This window comes from Pantoea sp. NPDC088449, from assembly GCF_044753225.1.
Classification (GTDB): Bacteria; Pseudomonadota; Gammaproteobacteria; order Enterobacterales; family Enterobacteriaceae; genus Pantoea; species Pantoea floridensis.
This window is the reverse complement of record NZ_JBIVMT010000001.1, coordinates 1,267,126-1,283,414: the sequence shown is the minus strand read 5'-3', so window position 1 is coordinate 1,283,414 and position 16,289 is coordinate 1,267,126. Positions and strand designations below refer to the sequence as shown.

Annotated in this window: 13 protein-coding genes; 2 read left to right on the top strand and 11 right to left on the bottom strand. The window is 54.3% G+C overall.

Going from position 1 to position 16,289, the window contains the following annotated elements; all coding sequences use genetic code 11:
* Positions 1-93: 93 nt before the first annotated feature.
* Entirely contained in the window at positions 94-2,400 is a 2,307-nt protein-coding gene (locus tag ACIP6T_RS06080; RefSeq protein WP_400455960.1) for an FdhF/YdeP family oxidoreductase, read from the bottom strand.
* Positions 2,401-2,644: 244 nt separating this feature from the next.
* Between ACIP6T_RS06080 and ACIP6T_RS06075 the strand changes: the two genes are divergently transcribed.
* Complete coding sequence (locus ACIP6T_RS06075; RefSeq protein WP_400455959.1) at positions 2,645-4,234, top strand: PTS transporter subunit EIIC; 1,590 nt, start codon at positions 2,645-2,647, stop codon at positions 4,232-4,234.
* 61 nt (positions 4,235-4,295) lie between these two features.
* Here ACIP6T_RS06075 and ACIP6T_RS06070 read toward each other — a convergent pair whose 3' ends face one another.
* Positions 4,296-4,481 (bottom strand): general stress protein, encoded by a 186-nt coding sequence (locus ACIP6T_RS06070; protein WP_097097228.1) that lies wholly within the window; start codon positions 4,479-4,481, stop codon positions 4,296-4,298.
* 300 nt (positions 4,482-4,781) lie between these two features.
* On the opposite strand from ACIP6T_RS06070, the gene ACIP6T_RS06065 reads away from it, so the two are divergent.
* Positions 4,782-5,678 carry a LysR family transcriptional regulator gene (locus tag ACIP6T_RS06065; protein WP_097097229.1) on the top strand — a complete coding sequence of 299 codons (897 nt, stop codon included), beginning with the start codon at positions 4,782-4,784 and terminating at the stop codon, positions 5,676-5,678.
* On the opposite strand, the gene ACIP6T_RS06060 is transcribed toward ACIP6T_RS06065, so the two are convergent.
* The 9 genes from ACIP6T_RS06060 to pspF all read right to left on the bottom strand — a co-directional run bounded on the left by ACIP6T_RS06060 (position 5,675) and on the right by pspF (position 16,183).
* Entirely contained in the window at positions 5,675-6,796 is a 1,122-nt protein-coding gene (locus ACIP6T_RS06060; RefSeq protein WP_400455956.1) for a CMD domain-containing protein, read from the bottom strand. The two genes, ACIP6T_RS06065 and ACIP6T_RS06060, sit on opposite strands and share 4 nt — an antisense overlap.
* A 197-nt stretch (positions 6,797-6,993) precedes the next feature.
* A complete protein-coding gene (fabI, locus tag ACIP6T_RS06055; protein ID WP_007892455.1) occupies positions 6,994-7,782 on the bottom strand; it encodes an enoyl-ACP reductase FabI in 789 nt (262 codons plus the stop codon).
* A gap of 139 nt (positions 7,783-7,921) precedes the next feature.
* The gene (sapF, locus tag ACIP6T_RS06050) at positions 7,922-8,725 is read right to left on the bottom strand and encodes a putrescine export ABC transporter ATP-binding protein SapF (RefSeq protein WP_097097231.1); all 804 of its coding nucleotides are present in this window, start codon (positions 8,723-8,725) and stop codon (positions 7,922-7,924) included.
* Between the two features lie 2 nt (positions 8,726-8,727).
* Positions 8,728-9,723: a putrescine export ABC transporter ATP-binding protein SapD gene (sapD, locus tag ACIP6T_RS06045; protein WP_400455954.1), complete on the bottom strand. Its 996-nt coding sequence runs from the start codon at positions 9,721-9,723 to the stop codon at positions 8,728-8,730.
* Entirely contained in the window at positions 9,723-10,613 is an 891-nt protein-coding gene (gene sapC / locus ACIP6T_RS06040) for a putrescine export ABC transporter permease SapC (protein ID WP_097097233.1), read from the bottom strand. Before sapC ends, sapD begins: the two co-directional genes overlap by 1 nt.
* Positions 10,600-11,565, bottom strand: coding sequence for a putrescine export ABC transporter permease SapB (sapB, locus tag ACIP6T_RS06035; RefSeq protein ID WP_345829625.1), 966 nt, complete (start codon positions 11,563-11,565; stop codon positions 10,600-10,602). The genes sapC and sapB overlap by 14 nt, the downstream gene beginning before the upstream one ends.
* Before the next feature lie 2 nt (positions 11,566-11,567).
* Positions 11,568-13,190, bottom strand: coding sequence for an ABC transporter substrate-binding protein SapA (sapA, locus tag ACIP6T_RS06030; RefSeq protein ID WP_097097235.1), 1,623 nt, complete (start codon positions 13,188-13,190; stop codon positions 11,568-11,570).
* 298 nt (positions 13,191-13,488) lie between these two features.
* Complete coding sequence (locus tag ACIP6T_RS06025) at positions 13,489-14,916, bottom strand: trehalose-6-phosphate synthase (RefSeq protein ID WP_400455951.1); 1,428 nt, start codon at positions 14,914-14,916, stop codon at positions 13,489-13,491.
* A gap of 274 nt (positions 14,917-15,190) precedes the next feature.
* Entirely contained in the window at positions 15,191-16,183 is a 993-nt protein-coding gene (gene pspF / locus ACIP6T_RS06020; RefSeq protein WP_097097237.1) for a phage shock protein operon transcriptional activator, read from the bottom strand.
* Positions 16,184-16,289: the final 106 nt, after the last annotated feature.

The window sequence follows — 16,289 nt, the reverse complement described above, 5'->3', positions numbered from 1 at the left end:
TGACAGTTTTACGCGAATCGCGTGCGCGCGGCAAGGTCAAAACAGGCTAAAAAGCCGCTTTACGCGGCTTTTTACCTTCTGATAACGCTTTGGTTAGGCGATGCGTTGTGAGGGCAAGGCGGCAGTTAATGCCAGCTTGACCGGCACCGATTTTGAGGTCGGCGTACCGCTACCGTCGCCAAAGCTGGAGAGCGGTACCAGCGGGTTGGTTTCCGGATAATAGGCGGCGAGATTGCCGCGCGGAATATTGTACGGCACCAGCTTGAAACCACTAACGCGCCGCGTTAATCCGTCATTCCACAGCGTTTCAATATCCACCAGCTGGCCCTCGCTGAAACCTAACGACGCCATATCATCCGGATGGATAAATACCACTTCGCGCTGGCCATACACGCCGCGATAACGGTCATCGAGGCCATAAATGGTGGTGTTGTACTGATCGTGTGAACGTAGAGTTTGCAGCGTAAACGGCACGGTCACATCACCCAACTGCGGGAACAGTGAAGTCGGCAGGGCGGCGGCGCTGAATTCTGCCCGTTTACTCGGTGTGTTGAAGCGCAGTTCTGCGGCGGCATTGCCGAGATAGAAACCGCCGGGGATGTCGCACTTGTTATTAAAATCGTCAAAGCCCGGAATGGTCGCAGCGATGTGATCGCGAATCAGATCGTAATTACCCGCCATTGCCAGCCAGTCGATTTTCTCGCTGCCTAAGGTGGCATGCGCAATACCCGCAACGATCGCGGTTTCGGAACGCTGCGTCTCCGCCAGCGGAATCCCCACGCCTTCTGAGGCATGTACCATGCTGAAAGAGTCTTCAACGGTGATGTACTGATTACCGCTGGCCTGACGATCGCGTTCGGTGCGGCCCAGCGTTGGCAGAATCAGTCCTTCATGGCCCGGCACCAGATGGCTGCGGTTCAGTTTGGTACTGATGTGCACGGTCAAACCGCAATGCTGAAACGCCTCTTCGGTTACAGGGGAGTCGGGTGCTGCCGCCGCGAGATTTCCGCCTAACGCAATCAGCACTTTCACTTCATCACGCAACATCGCATTCAGCGCTTCAACGGTGTTATGACCCTGCTCGCGCGGCGGTTCAAAACCAAAGTGGGTACCCAGTGCATCAAGGAACGGCTTGCTCGGCTTTTCATCGATACCCATGGTGCGGTTGCCCTGCACATTACTGTGGCCGCGTACCGGACACAGGCCCGCACCTTTTTTGCCCAACTGGCCAAACAGCAATTGCAGGTTGGTGATTTCGCGTACGGTGTCCACCGAGTGTTTATGCTGGGTAATACCCATCGCCCAGGTCACGATGACGCGCTCAGCGCTTTGATAAATTGCCGCGGCTTCACGTATCTGCGCTTCGCTCAGACCGGATTGACGCACGATATCGTCCCAGCGGGTGTTATCTACGGCGGCGAGATATTCCTCAACGCCTTGGGTATTTGCGCTAATAAACGTCTGGTCAAAAATGCCCGCTTCGCCAGCCGCCAAACGTTCACGCTGCATTTCCAGCAACGTTTTCACCATGCCGCGAATCGCCGCCATATCGCCACCGAGATTGGGCTGGTAATAGGCAGAACTAATCGTACCGGCCATCGATGTGACGATTTCCAGCGGCTTTTGCGGATCGGCAAAACGCTCCAGCCCGCGCTCGCGCAGGGTATTGAAGGTGACGATTTTCGCGCCATGATCGGCAGCGTGACGCAGGCTGTGCAGCATGCGCGGGTGGTTGGTGCCTGGATTCTGGCCGAAGACGAAAATCGCGTCCGCATGATCAAAATCGTCGAGACGAATGGTGCCTTTACCCACGCCGATGCTGCGTTTCAGGCCGGTGCCGCTGGCTTCGTGGCACATATTGGAGCAGTCGGGGAAGTTGTTGGTGCCCATCACACGGCCAAACAGTTGATAAAGCCATGACGCTTCATTGCTGGCACGACCCGATGTATACAACTCCATCTGGTTTGGATGATCCATCGCCTGCAGGTGCTGAGCAATCAGCGCAAAGGCGTCATCCCAGCTAATCGGTTCGTAATGGTCGGTGGCACTGTTGTAGCGCATTGGGTGGGTTAAGCGGCCCTGATATTCGAGAAAATAATCACTTTGCTGATAGAGGGTGCTCACGCTGTGCTGGGCAAAAAAATCTGGAGCAACGACGCGTCGCGTCGCTTCCCAGGTCACGGCTTTTGCGCCGTTTTCACAGAAACTAAAGGTACTTTTGTTGTCATCGCCCCATGCACAACCCGGGCAGTCAAAACCGCGCGCTTTGTTCATGCGCATTAAGTTACGCATGTTTTTCAGCGCTGCTTTGCTATCAAGGACAAAACGGGTAGTCGCTTCCAATGAACCCCAGCCGCCCGCCGCGGCGCGATAAGGTTGAATCTTACGTTTAAATTTCATAGTTGCAGGCTTATTTGTTTATGAGTTGTTATCAGAATATGTCTTCTGTTAGCGGGAAGTGTGCGACTCTCCTTAAAAGTTGTCTAATTGATTGGTTTAATGGAGCGATAGGCGGCGTTTATCGCAAAAAGGTAGCAAAGCGTGACTTATATCAAATTTTTCCGGCTGGTCAGGTGCGTGAGTTACGTGCTGCAGGAATAACTGACTAATAATTGCTCTTTCAATGATGAGAAGGGCACGCAGCATGAAGAATCTGGCCAGCCAAATTCACGCTTTCGGTAAAGCTTTGATGATGCCGATCTCGGTGATCGCCGCCGCAGGGATCTTTCTTGGGTTAGCCGCCGCAATGCAAAATCCGGCAATTACCGGAGATGCTTTCGCCAATCTGCAGGTGCCACAACTGATCATTGGTTTTATTCGTAAAGTGGCGGGAGCGCTGTTTGCCAATCTGCCGCTGTTCTTTGCCGTGGCCAGCGCCATTGGGCTGGCAAAAGCCGAGAAGCCCACCGCCGCATTCGCCGCAGTGATTGGTTATATCGCCATGAACGTCGGCATCAGCTCCACGCTGGCGTCGAAGGGCTTGACGGCGGCGACCACCACGCCAGAAGCATTGCAAAAGGCTGGCATGGACCAAACCGCCGCGATGATGACCTCCGCCGAATACATCGACATGCTCGGTATTTTTACTTACAACATGAGCGTGCTGGGCGGCGTGATCGCAGGTTTGATTACCGTGGTGTTGCACAACCGGTTTTATACGCAGCAGCTGCCCACGGCCATCAGCTTCTTCGGTGGACGTCGTTTTGTGCCGATCTTCACGGTGGTGGTGTTGCCGCTGGTGGGCGTGCTGCTGGCATTGATTTGGCCGACTATCGGCGAAGGCATCGCGTGGGTTGGCCTGATGATTGGTAAAAGTGGGCAATATGGTGCTTTTTTGCTTGGCACCAGCGAACGCCTGCTGATTCCCACCGGCTTGCACCATATTCTCAATGAAACCGTACGGTTTACGCCGATTGGTGGCATGGCGACGGTGGAGGGGCAAAGCGTTGTGGGCGCGCTAAATATCTTTAATACTTCGCTGACGCATCCCGGCGCGATCCCGGATGATACGGTGCGCGGTGCCACGCAATTCCTTGCACAAGGCAAAATCCCGGTAATGATGTTTGGTTTACCGGCCGCCGCGCTCGCGATTTATCACACCGCACGGCCCGAGCATAAACAGCGCGTTAAAGCACTGGTGCTGGCGGGTGCATTAACGTCCTTTACTACCGGTATCACCGAGCCGCTGGAGTTCTGCTTCATCTTCGTTTCGCCCGTGCTCTATATCCTGCATGCGGTGCTCACCGGTTTGTCCTTTATGCTGATGTCGATGCTGCACCTGATGATCGGTAACGTGCAGGGCGGCGCCATCGATTTGGTGGTATTTGGTATTCTCGGCGGCACGAAAACCCACTGGTGGTGGACGATTGTGCTGGGGGTGATGTATGTGCCGATTTACTATTACGCCTTCCGGTTTGTGATTACGCGCATGCGTGTGGAAACGCCGGGGCGCGAATCTGATGAGGAGCAAAAACCGGAGCAGGTGGCGGCTGATGAGCGCACCAAAGTGATCATTAGCGGGCTCGGCGGTGAAGCCAATATAGAAGATGTCGATTGTTGTTTTACCCGGCTGCGGGTACGGGTCAAAGAGATGAAGCAAGTGGTCGATCAAACCTTGCTCACGACCGGCGCCAATGGGGTTAATCGCGTCAGCGAACATGATGTGCAGGTGATTTACGGCCCGCAGGTTGAGAAGATTGCTAACGAGGTGAAAAGCGCTCTGGGCGTGGCGTAAAGCGTTGCTTGATAACAGCAACGCTGATGCCAATCCCTGGCAGACAACATCCTAAGGCGCCTTACTCAGACTTCGTTGGAGGACGACGGCTTATTTTGCCTCCTTTCCGACCCGCTTCGACGGCTCTTTCAGGATCGTTTCTGAAGTTACCACCGCTGGCCTGGCCTCCCGCCTTGCCAGCTTCTCTGGCACGTTCCGGATTGTTGGCAAAATTCCCTGCGCCGCCTCTGTAGCTCTGTTTGTTCATAGGAAGACCTCTTATCAATGTTCCATTAGATTTAAGGACTAGCTAGTCACGCTGACAATTTTAGACGCTGGTTGCAGTAAGGCCAGTGAGCGAGGTGTAAATAATTGAAGTTGGAGAAAGAATTCAATGGGTAAGGCATACCCGGGAATAAAATGAAGGGGTTACATTGACATCACTGGCGGGCTGGTTGAACATCCCCCGGTTTTTCCCGGCACGATTATTTGGCGCTCGCCTGCTGGGTAACACGGCACTTTTAGGTAGTCGAAGTCATATTTCATCACTTATTGCTGGACAAACAAAATAGACATCAAACAGTTAATCTATCTGTGTAACCTGGAGCGCGAACGCCACTTTGGACGTGCGGCTGAGGCCAGCTTTGTTAGCCAGCCAACGCTTTCAATGCGGCTGAAAAACCTTGAGCGCGAGTTAGGGTTATCGCTGATCAATCGCAGCAACAATTTCGATGGTTTCACGCCGGAAGGCGAGCGCGTACTGACGTGGGCGCGGGAAATTGTCTCGGTCTATCAGGGTTTAAAGCTGGAAGTGGAATCGCTCAAGCATGGCGTGAATGGCACCTTGCGGCTGGGCGTGATGCCGCAGTGCAGCGTGGCGCTGCCGGCATTATTAAAGGCGGTTGAAATACGCTACCCGCAGCTTGATTATCGCGTTTCAGCGATGAGTGCCGATCAGCTTTTAGAGGCGCTCAACAGCCATACGGTAGATGGCGGGATTGGCTTCTTTGAGCTGACCTCCTTACGCGAGCTGCATTTTCAAACCGCTTTGTTAAAAGATCCCGGCGTGGAAGCACTTTTCAATCCTCACTATTTTCCGGCACTGCTTGAGCATGAAACGCTGTCGCTATCGATGCTCGCCAGCCATCCGCTGTGTCTGGCCGAGCCAACGCGCTATTTTCGCCGTTATCTCGACGGCCAGCTGCGTGAAACTGGCCTCATTCCGCGCGTTATCGTTGAAAGCGCGTCAATTATGCAACTGTTGCAAAGTACGCAGGTGGGATTGGGCGTAATGGTGTCGCCATGCGGCCATCTGCTGCCGGAGCTGTTACAGAATCTGGCGCGTCGGCCAATTGAGATTGCCCCAATGGGGCGCCAGGCAGCGTTGGTGATTGCCGAGCCAGGCAGAGCTTCACCGCTGGCTCAGCACTTCTTTGATGAAGCGCGTCGGCATCTGCCCGACTAACGGGTTTCTCCTAACGCCATCAGCACGCGATCCTGCCAGTTAGCAAACGCCACGGCTTGTAACAGCGTAAAGATGCGCTCGGTGCCCCAGCCCGCATTGAGCAAAGGTTGCAGATGTGCCGCGCTAAAGCGATCGGGCTGGCGGGTTAACTGGGCGCCAATCGCTATCACCGGCGATGCAGTACCCGCGTTCTCCACATCCTGCAACAGCGCCGCGCGCCATTCGCCCGTCAGTTGCCCGAACTGGCGGCGACAACCCAGCACGCGTGCGCAGACCGCTTGTGCCAGCGCCTCTTCCGCAGCGAAATGTTTGCTCAGTCGCTGCTTCAGAGTGGCGAAACCGTATAGCGCTGGTGCATCGTGTACCAATAACCAGATCGCGTCATCTAACCCGTCAATTCCCTGACAGAAAGTCACCGCTGCCAGCTGTTCGGCGCTGGCATAGCGCAATTCCACCGGTTTTAGCGCAGGCTGCCAGCCAGCGCTGCTGGCAAACAACGCTGCGCTGGCATCGGGTGGCGGAGAAACGCCAGGGATCCAGCGTACCGGCAAGCCCATCATCGCGTGCAGCGAGGCCACGACGCGCGACTGATAGCTGACAAAACCGATAAGTTGGTTCAGCGTGACGATATCGGGCTCCGTCAATCCCACCGCATCCAGCGCGCTGATGCTGTTAGTGGTGATCAATTCAGGCTGCATCGCCAGCTGGCGAGCATATTGGGTAATTTGCGTCAGGCGATTGTTACTTTCACGTGAGGAATCCGGGCCCGGCAAAGGATTAAGCCGCGCAGAGTAGTGATTACACAGGCGCTGAACGCCGGCCACCTGCGCTACTGTCAGCGCGGTACTAAGACGATCGTACAGCGTTAAGGTGTGGGTCAAACTGGTCGCGAGCGTATCGGGAAACAGGATCTGGCTCAGGTCGCGTGCTGCCAGCAGTGTGGGCTGAAAACTCGTCAACAGCGGCTGGAGTGCGGTGGCTTCCTGTTGCAAACCGAGCAGAAAACGGTCTTCGATATAGGCGGCTTCGGGCACCAGCGGTGCGGTGGCGGTTGTATTCGGGCGAGTCTGGCTTTCATAAAACCAGTGGTCATGGCCGGGAGAACGGCGTTGTTCCATGGTCATTCCTTTCGCTAAAAACGGACTTGCTGCACGGCGTGCGAATCTGAAAAGCAGGCATGCAACAAAGGGCTAGCTTATCGTCGCTGAACGGCTGTCCACGGCAAAAGAATGATGGGGAATAATTAATAGCTTACGAGTATAAGGAGGGATGTTTTTGTATTAAGAGGTCGCCATGAATGGCGACCCTATGAAGCTTACTTCAGTTCCAGCTCGTTCATGGCGGCAATGCTGAAGCCGCCATCAACATGTACCACTTCACCGGTGATACCACCCGCGAGGTCAGAACACAGGAAGGCCGCAGAGTTACCTACGTCTTCAATGGTCACGGTACGACGAATCGGGGTCACCGCTTCGCAGTGTGCCAGCATTTTACGGAAATCTTTGATGCCTGATGCCGCCAAAGTACGGATTGGACCGGCCGACACAGCGTTAACACGCGTGCCTTCAGGACCCATCGCGTTCGCCATGTAGCGAACGTTGGCTTCCAGAGACGCTTTAGCCAGACCCATCACGTTGTAGTTCGGGATCGCGCGCTCTGCGCCGAGGTATGAGAGGGTCAGCAGGGCAGAATTCGGGTTCAGCATTGCGCGGCACTCTTTTGCCATCGCCACAAAGCTGTAGGCGCTGATGTCGTGCGCAATTTTGAAGCCTTCACGCGTAACGGCGTTCACGTAGTCACCATCCAGCTGATCGCCAGGCGCGAAACCGATGGAGTGAACGAAACCGTCAAATTTCGGCCAGGTTTTTGCCAGTTCGGTGAACAGCGCAGTAATGCTCTCGTCTTCTGCGACATCGCAAGGCAGAACAATGTCTGAACCCAGATCTTTGGCAAACTCTTCCACACGACTTTTCAGTTTGTCGTTCTGGTAGGTGAAAGCCAGTTCTGCGCCCTGTTTGTGCATCGCCTGCGCAATACCGTAGGCGATTGAGAGTTTACTGGCAACGCCAGTAATCAGAATGCGCTTACCGGAAAGAAAACCCATAGCTGTAATCCTTTTGGTCATTGTTGTTGGCGGTCGCGATGGTTAAAAAGCAGGCGACCGACGTTAATCTCGTGCGAAGTCTAGCACGTCTCTATAAATGCGGTAAATCGCACCGCGTTTTCCACGCTGCGGTGCGGCATCAGCGCTCACGTCGCCAGGCTTCGGCGGTTAAGGCTTCACCAAAATGGCTGGCGATCAGGCGTTTGGTTAGATCATGTAACGGCGAGGCCAGCACATCGGCGGTGCCGCCGCGCTCCACGACTTCGCCCTGATGCATTACCAATACCTGATCGCTGATGTGCTTCATCATGCCAAGGTGCTGCGTGACATAGATATAGGCGATGCCGTGCTGCTCCTGCAGTTCCAGCATCAGATTCACCAGCTGCGAGCGCATGGTCATATCCAGTGAGGCAAGGGCTTCATCGGCAACGATCACTTTTGGCTGCAAAATCAATGCGCGTGCCAGTGCCAGGCGCTGTTTTTGTCCGGGCGCCAACATATGTGGATAGTAGCCAGCATGATCGCGCAGCAAGCCGACCTGGCGCAGCGTGGCGATAATGCGTTTCTCGCGCGCTTCATCGTCGAGTTCTGTATTCAGACGCAGCGGAAAATCAAGAATCTGGCTGACGCGCTGCCGCGGATTGAGCGAGGTGGAGGGATCCTGAAAAATCATGCGGATGCGCTGGCTCCGGTAGCCATAGTCGCCGTACTCCAGCGGATGATCGTCAATCAGCATTTCACCCGCGGTGGGTTCCACCATGCCGCTCAGCATTTTCGCCAGCGTGGATTTTCCCGAACCATTTTCACCGATCACCGCCAGCGTCTGCTTTTCACGCAGGGTAAAACTGACGCCTTTCACCGCCTCAACGTGCTGGCGACGAAACAGGCCGGTACGATAGCGATAGGTTTTGCTCAGGTTGCGCACTTCCAGCAAGGTGTCCATGACTACTGGCCCTCCATATTTAGCGGGAAGTGGCAGGCGAACAGGTGGGCTTTGTTACCGGTCAGACGCGGAGTCTCAATGCATTTTCGCTGCGCATACGGGCAGCGTGGACCAAGACGACAGCCAATCGGCAAATGTTCCAGCGACGGGATCGCGCCAGACAGCGTATTTAATCGGCTTTTGTGCGGCAGCGCGCTGCCGAAATCGGGCATCGCGCGGATCAGCGCCTGAGTATAAGGATGGTGCGGCGTATCCATAAGATCTTCGCTTTGCGCCGTTTCCACCGTCTGGCCGCAATACATCACGTTGATGCGGTCAGCCCATTGGCTCATCGTGCGCAGGTCGTGGCTGATCAGCAAAATCGTGGTGTTGTTATTCTGATTGAGGCGGCTCAGCAGGCGGAAAATCTGCGCCTGCGTGGTTGGCTCCATGGCGTTGGTCGGTTCATCGGCGATCAACAGGCGCGGCTGATTGGCCAGGGCGATAGCGATCATCACTTTCTGGCATTCACCGTCGGTTAATTCGTACGGGAAGCTGCGCATGATGTCTTTATGATCTTTGATGCCAACGCGGTGCAATAGCTCAATCGCGCGCACTTTACGCCAGAACCACAGGCGCTGATACCAGCGACCTCTATGGGTCCAGCGCGGAATGGCCTGCATCAGTTGGCGGCCAATGCTTTCTGAAGGATCGAGACAGGATTGCGGCTCCTGGAAAATCATCGAGACATTGTGGCCGACAATACGTCGGCGTTCGCGCGGCGACAGACGCAGCAGGTCGACGTCGTCAAATACCATGCGATCGGCGGTGACGCGCCAGTTATCTTTCGTTACGCCACAAATGGCTTTGGCGATCAGGCTCTTGCCCGATCCTGATTCACCGACCAGCCCGCGCACTTCACCTTCGGTAAGCGTCAAATTGATGCGGTCGACCGCTTTGACCGGACCGTCAGCGGTCATAAATTCGATGGTCAGATTTCGGATATCCAGTAGCGGCATTATTCAACTCCCGCTTCTACTGCGCGACGGATACCATCGCCCAGCAGGTTAACGATCAACACGCTCACCATCAGCGCCACGCCTGGCAGCATCACCGTCCAGGGCGCCACGTAGATCAGCTCCAGCGCGTCACCGAGCATTGCGCCCCATTCGGGTGAGGGCAGCTGCGCGCCAAGATCGAGGAAACCGAGCGCCGCGATATCCAGAATCGCCATTGACAGCGAGCGGGTAATTTCGCTCACCAGCAGCGGCAGCACATTCGGCAGCACGGCGTTCCATAGAATATTCAGATTGCGCGCACCATCGAGGCGCAGCGCCACCACATACTCTTTCTCCATCTCATCATGTACAGCAGTATAGATTTCGCGCACTAAACGTGGGATCAGCGCCAGAAACACGGCCAGCATCGCATGTTCCAGACGCGGCCCGAGAAAGGCCACCACGATAATCGCCAGTAATAGCGAAGGAATCGACAGCAGCGTGTCCAGTACGTGGTTCATTACCGCCGAACGCACGCCGCGCGTTATGCCAGCGAAGATACCGAGCACCAGCGCGCAGATCGTCGCTAACACCGTAACCAGAATGGCGGACCCCACGGTGGGCGCCACGCCGCTTAACAGGCGGCTCAGTACATCGCGCCCAAGATCGTCGGTACCAAGGAAGAAAGAGACATCGCCATAGCGCGACCACGAAGGCGGCAGCAGTTGATAACCCAGGAATTGCTGGTCAATGCCATAAGGTGACAGCAAACCACCGAACAGACAGAGGAAGAGCAGGATGCCAAAGCCGTACAAACCGACCATGCCGCTGGTGTCGCGGTATAAGCGCTGCCAGCTGCGACGCAGCGTGCTGGGCAACCGCTTCTCGTCATAGACATTATCGTAGGGCATACCATTCCTTATGTTTCAGCGGATTGAGTGCCGCACCGAGAATATCGGATAACACGCTAACCAGAATGACCAATCCACCGACCACCATCACGCCAGCAGAAATTGCTGCGTAGTCCTGCTGGCGAATCGCATTAATCAACCAGCGACCAAGGCCTGGCCAGTTGAACACCACTTCGGTAATCATTGCTAATGTCAGCATGGTGGAGAATTGCAGCCCAAGACGAGGAATCACCGGCGGCAGCGCATTATGTAATACGTGACGGCGAATCACCGTGAAGCGCGACAACCCGCGCGTTGCGGCAGCTTTGACGTAATTTTTGTCCATCACGTCGCTGGTGCTGCTGCGCAGTAGGCGGATCATCTCGGTAGCCGGCGCAACGGCCAGCACTATCACCGGCAGAATCATATGCGTCAACGCGCTCACCATCATTTCATGGCGCCAGGGCGAATGGCTCAGCCAGGCATCAATCAGCGCGAAGCCGGTGACATTTTGCACCGGATAAAGCAGATCGAAGCGTCCGGAAACCGGCAGCCAGCCGAGGGTCAAGGAGAAGAAAAGGGTAAAGAGCAGCGCCAGCCAGAACACCGGCATTGAGAAACCCAGCAGCGCCAGGGCGCTAATCGCTTTATCCTGCCACTTTTTCCGCATCACGCCGGCGCAGATCCCCAATGGAATGCCAACCAGCAGCGCCAGAATAAACGCCATTACGCACAGCTCTAGCGTGGCGGGAAATACTTCGCGCAGTTGAATATCGATTGGCTGACCGTTGGTACTGGATACGCCGAAATCGAACTGCAACAGGCCTTTAAACCAGAACCACCAGGCATCAAACAGCGATGCACCTTCCAGCGGCGCGTTGGGTGTGAAGTAACTGAGACTGAAGCTCACCAGCGAAAGCAAGAATAGGGTGATCAGCAGCAGTAGCAGACGACGCAAAATATAGATGATCATGCTTATTCCTCGCTGCTCTCATCACGATAAACGCCGGCAAAAGAGGCGTTACCAAACGGGCTCAGTACTAAGCCTTTAATGTCATGTCGATAGGCTTGCAAACGCAGCGAAGAGGCCAGCGGCAATACCGGCAGCTCCTGCGCCAAAATCTGCTGCGCTTTGTCGTAGCTATCGATGCGCGCCGAAAGCTGTTGCGACAAAAGCGCATGTTGCAGCGCTTCGTCAAACGCCGGCGAACACCAGTGCGCATAGTTGGTCTGCGAGCGGATAGCGGCACAACTCAGAAGCGGCCGGAAGAAACTGTCGGGATCGTTACTGTCGGTGGCCCAACCGGTTAGCGTGAGATCGTGATTCATCTCCATCAGCTGCGCTTCCTGGAATCGGCCTTCCACCGGCGCGATGGTCACCCGCACGCCAACCTGAGCCAAATCGGCCTGTAACAGCTCAGCGGTTTTCAGCGGGCTAGGATTCCATGACTGTGAAGAAGAGGGCACCACTAAGCGTAAATGCAGGTCTTCCAGACCGAGCGCCTTCAGTGCTTCTCGTGCTTTCGCCGGATTATATTCGGTAACGTGTGCATCGTTGTCATAAGCCCATGACGCGCGCGGCAGAATCGAAGCCGCCGTTTCTGCGGTGCCGTAATAAATCGACTCCATCAAGCGTTCGTTATTGATTGCCAGCGCCAGTGCATGACGCACTTCCGGGCGATCGAGCGGGGGTTTACGGGTGTTAAACGCCAGATAAGCGATATTCATGCCGGGTCGCAACGTCATACGCAGACGCGGATCGTCGCGCAAAATGCTCAGCTGGCTGGCGGCAGGATAGGCCAGCACATCACATTCACCGGTCAGCAGTTTAGATAAACGTCCGGTCCCGCCGACGCCCAAATCAATCACCACTTGCTGCAGCCGCGGTACGCCTTTCCAATACTGCGGATTACGTGCCAGCCGCAGATATTGCCCGGTGCGGTATTCACTCAGCTGGAACGGGCCAGTACCTACTGGCTCGCGATCCAGCTGCTCTTGTTGGCCTTTAGCGCTGAGATTGTTGGCGTACTCCTGCGACAAAATTGGCGCGTAATGGGTGGCGATGTGCCAGAGGAAGGAGGCGTCTGGGCTGTTGAGGCGGATTTCCACCGTATCGCTATCCAACTTTTTAACGCTCTGCACTGAATCGGCAAACTGCAGGCTGTCGAAATAGGGATAGCTGCCACCGTTGACGTTATGCCATGGATGCTTACGGTCAAACATGCGCGCAAAACTGAACACCACATCGTCGGCATTCATTTTGCGCGTCGGTTTAAACCCGTTGGTGTGCTGGAAGGCCACGTCTTTGCGCAGGTGGAAACGGTAGGTTGCACCGTTATCTCGCACCTCCCAGCTCTCAGCCAGATCGGGAATCAACCGATAGGTATAAGGATCGACGTCCAGCAGCCGATCGTACAGCTGTGCCGCGAGCGTATCGACCACCAGGCCGCTGCTTACCATTTGCGGATTGAACGTATTAACCGTGCCGTTCACACAATAGACAAAGCCGCTGTGACGGATATTGTCGGTTGGCGCGGCCCACGCTGACGCACTCATGATGCTGAGACCAAGCAGCAGAGAAGGGAATAGTTTTGGCATAGAACTCAACGATTCTGAGGCAATAGCGTGAGTGTATCCCAAACCGCTCGGAGTCCCAAAATTCGCGACGCTTCTGCTGCGTTTTTCGCCAAAGTGGCGATGAGGTAATCACAATCTTAGTGTGGAAATGAGAAAAATTCTCAATTAGGGGTTTACAGATGATAATAAGAATGATTATTATTCGTCTGCGCTTCGACGGTGGCTCTACCGAAGAAGAGCACGACATTGCTCACATTGCTTCCAGTATTAGTTGCCCGCACGCTGTGCGGGCTTTTTTTTGTCCAGGTTCGAGCCAGCGTTAATAACGCAGGCGTCCACTGAAGCCATTCGAGAGCATCACGCCTGATTTTACGCTCAAATCGGCCTCTTGTTCGCGCGGTTGCAAGGCGTTGATGAAGGCTTCCGCCCACGTATAGCAGTTATGCAGGTGAAGATTTTTCATCAGGCTCGCGTGACGTTCGCGGCGCACGGAAAGTGGCATGATGAGCGCGGTATGAATGGCATCTGCAATCGCATCGGGATCGTAAGGATTGACCACCAGCGCCCCCTGCATCTGCTCGGCGGCACCGGCAAACTGTGACAAAATTAAAACGCCGGGATTAGTATGATCCTGCACGGCGACATAGGTTTTAGCCATCAGGCTCATCCCGGCTATCAGCGGTGTTACCAGCGCCACGCGCGCCGCACGGTAGAATCCGCACAGCTCTTCTCGCGAATAATGATTGCTCAGATAACTCACGGGATACCAGTTCAGCTCACCATGAATACCGTTCATTTCGCCGCAGCGCGTCTCAAGATCGCGCGACAATTCTTTAATGCGATGAGAATAGCCGGACGCCATAGAAGCGAGCTGCACCAATGAAAATTTGTGGTGGTACTCTTCATGTTGACGAAGTAATACCTCAATCGCGCTGATACGGTAGGGCGTGCCGGTGCTATCGTCGAAGTGTCCGCTGCTAAGAATGATATTCTCCGGTAAGGTTTCACGGCACTGCTGTTCCATAAAAAGGCAGCTGTTGCTTTCAGCCAGCGCGCTGGTTTCCGCCGTATCAATGCCCACTGGAAATACACCAACGCTTAACTGGCGGCCATGAATCCGCAGCGTATAAGGCGAGAGGTGTTCACAGCGGAAACGCGATTCTACCCATGCAGTGAAATTGTTCATATCCTGGGTGGTCTGGAAACCAATCAGGTCGGCACACAATAATGAATCGGCCAAATAGCGCCAGTTGGGTATCGATTCAAAAGATTGCCCGGCGGGAAAAGGTTGATGGAAAAAGAAACCAATACGATTGATTAGCCCCGCATCGCGCAGCATTTTAATACTGGGAATTAAATGATAATCCTGCAACCAGATATCATCATCGGGCATGGCATAATCACTAATAGCACGCGCATAGGTTTCATTAAGCCGCATATAGCCAATCTGGCTACTGGTTGAAAATCGAGCCATGTCAGGTCGCTGATGAAAGACCGGCCACAATCCCTGATGAATATATTGATGGTAACCCTCTTCATATTCAGCTTTGGTTAAGCGAAATGTCAGCGTGTCATATTCATTGCCTTTATTAAAATTCAGCTCACGGTGCAGCTCTGAAGAGAGAGTCTCGAACTCACCGCTCCATTTCACCCACATTCCACCGCGGCGCGCTAATATGCTTTCATAAATAGTGGCGAGAGTTGAGTGACTATTCTGACTGTGCGAAACCAATATTAAGCCTGACATAGTTTTTACCTGTTGCTTAACCTGCCTGTTCTCGATTTCTGGCAGAGCGTTAAAAAAAGGTTGATGTAAAAGGAATTGAAGAAAGCCGCTCATTATTTAACGTTCGCGCGTATTAATGAACGGCCGAGTCCTGCCAGTTAACTCGATATTTTCCATTTGTTGCTATTCCTGCGCATCTTTCAGGGTTGTCGATAGAATTAATCTAGCCGACTCACCCGTAAAAAAGCCGTAAAAATAGCGGTGAAATTTATAAATATTTAATAATCGATATTATTCAATTTACCTTCATCTCTATGCCGTGCTTTTTCATCATTGCGCGTAGTTGATGGTAAGTCACACGTAACAGTTCGGCGGCGCGGCGCTGGTTGTATTTGGCCTGCTGCAAACTCACTTCCACTAACTCACGTTCCTGCTGGTTTTGCCATTGGCGTAAATCAAGCGGCAGAGAAGGCAGGGGAGCTGCTGTCGGTTCGGAGTGAATTGGCAGCGGCGTGCGCGGAGCAAACGGGTTAATAATGATATTATCCAGTGGCTCTTCAGCGCTGTGATGGCGATATACGGAACGTTCTACCACGTTTTTTAATTCGCGTACGTTACCGGGCCAGCTGTGCTTCAGCAGCGTCAGCTGGGCGCGCTCGCTAAAACCGGGGAAGAGAGGCAAACCTAATTCGCGGCACATCTGAATCGCAAAATGTTCAGCCATCACCAAGATATCGCTGCGACGTTCGCGCAACGGCGGCAGTTGAACCACATCGAAGGCCAGGCGATCGAGCAGGTCCGCGCGAAATTTTCCGGCGCTGGCCAGCGCGGGCAGATCTTCATTCGTTGCGCAGACCAGGCGCACATTGACCTGCAGTGATTGATTGCCGCCAACGCGCTCCAGCTGGCCATATTCAATCACGCGCAGCAGTTTCTCCTGCACCAGCATCGGTGCGGTGGCGAGCTCATCAAGAAAAAGTGTGCCGCCGTCGGCGCGCTCAAAGCGGCCCAGATGACGTTTTTGCGCCCCGGTAAATGCACCGGCTTCATGGCCGAACAGTTCGGAGTCGAGCAGGTTTTCATTCAGCGCAGCACAGTTGAGGGAAACAAAAGGGCCTTCCCAACGGTTTGACAGATAATGTAAGCGGCTAGCGATAAGCTCTTTGCCGGTGCCGCGTTCGCCGACCACCAGTACAGGTTTTTCTAACGGCGCCAGACGCGAGACCTGCTCCAACACCTCCAGAAAGTTATTCGACTCGCCCAAGAGATTGTCGCTACCGTTTGCCATGATGAAATTCGCCACTGATTAATCAATTTCACTACCTTAAGTGATGTTGTGGCGGATGTAAAATAAACAAAGCCATTAAAATCAAGCAACTAAAAGTTGGCACGCG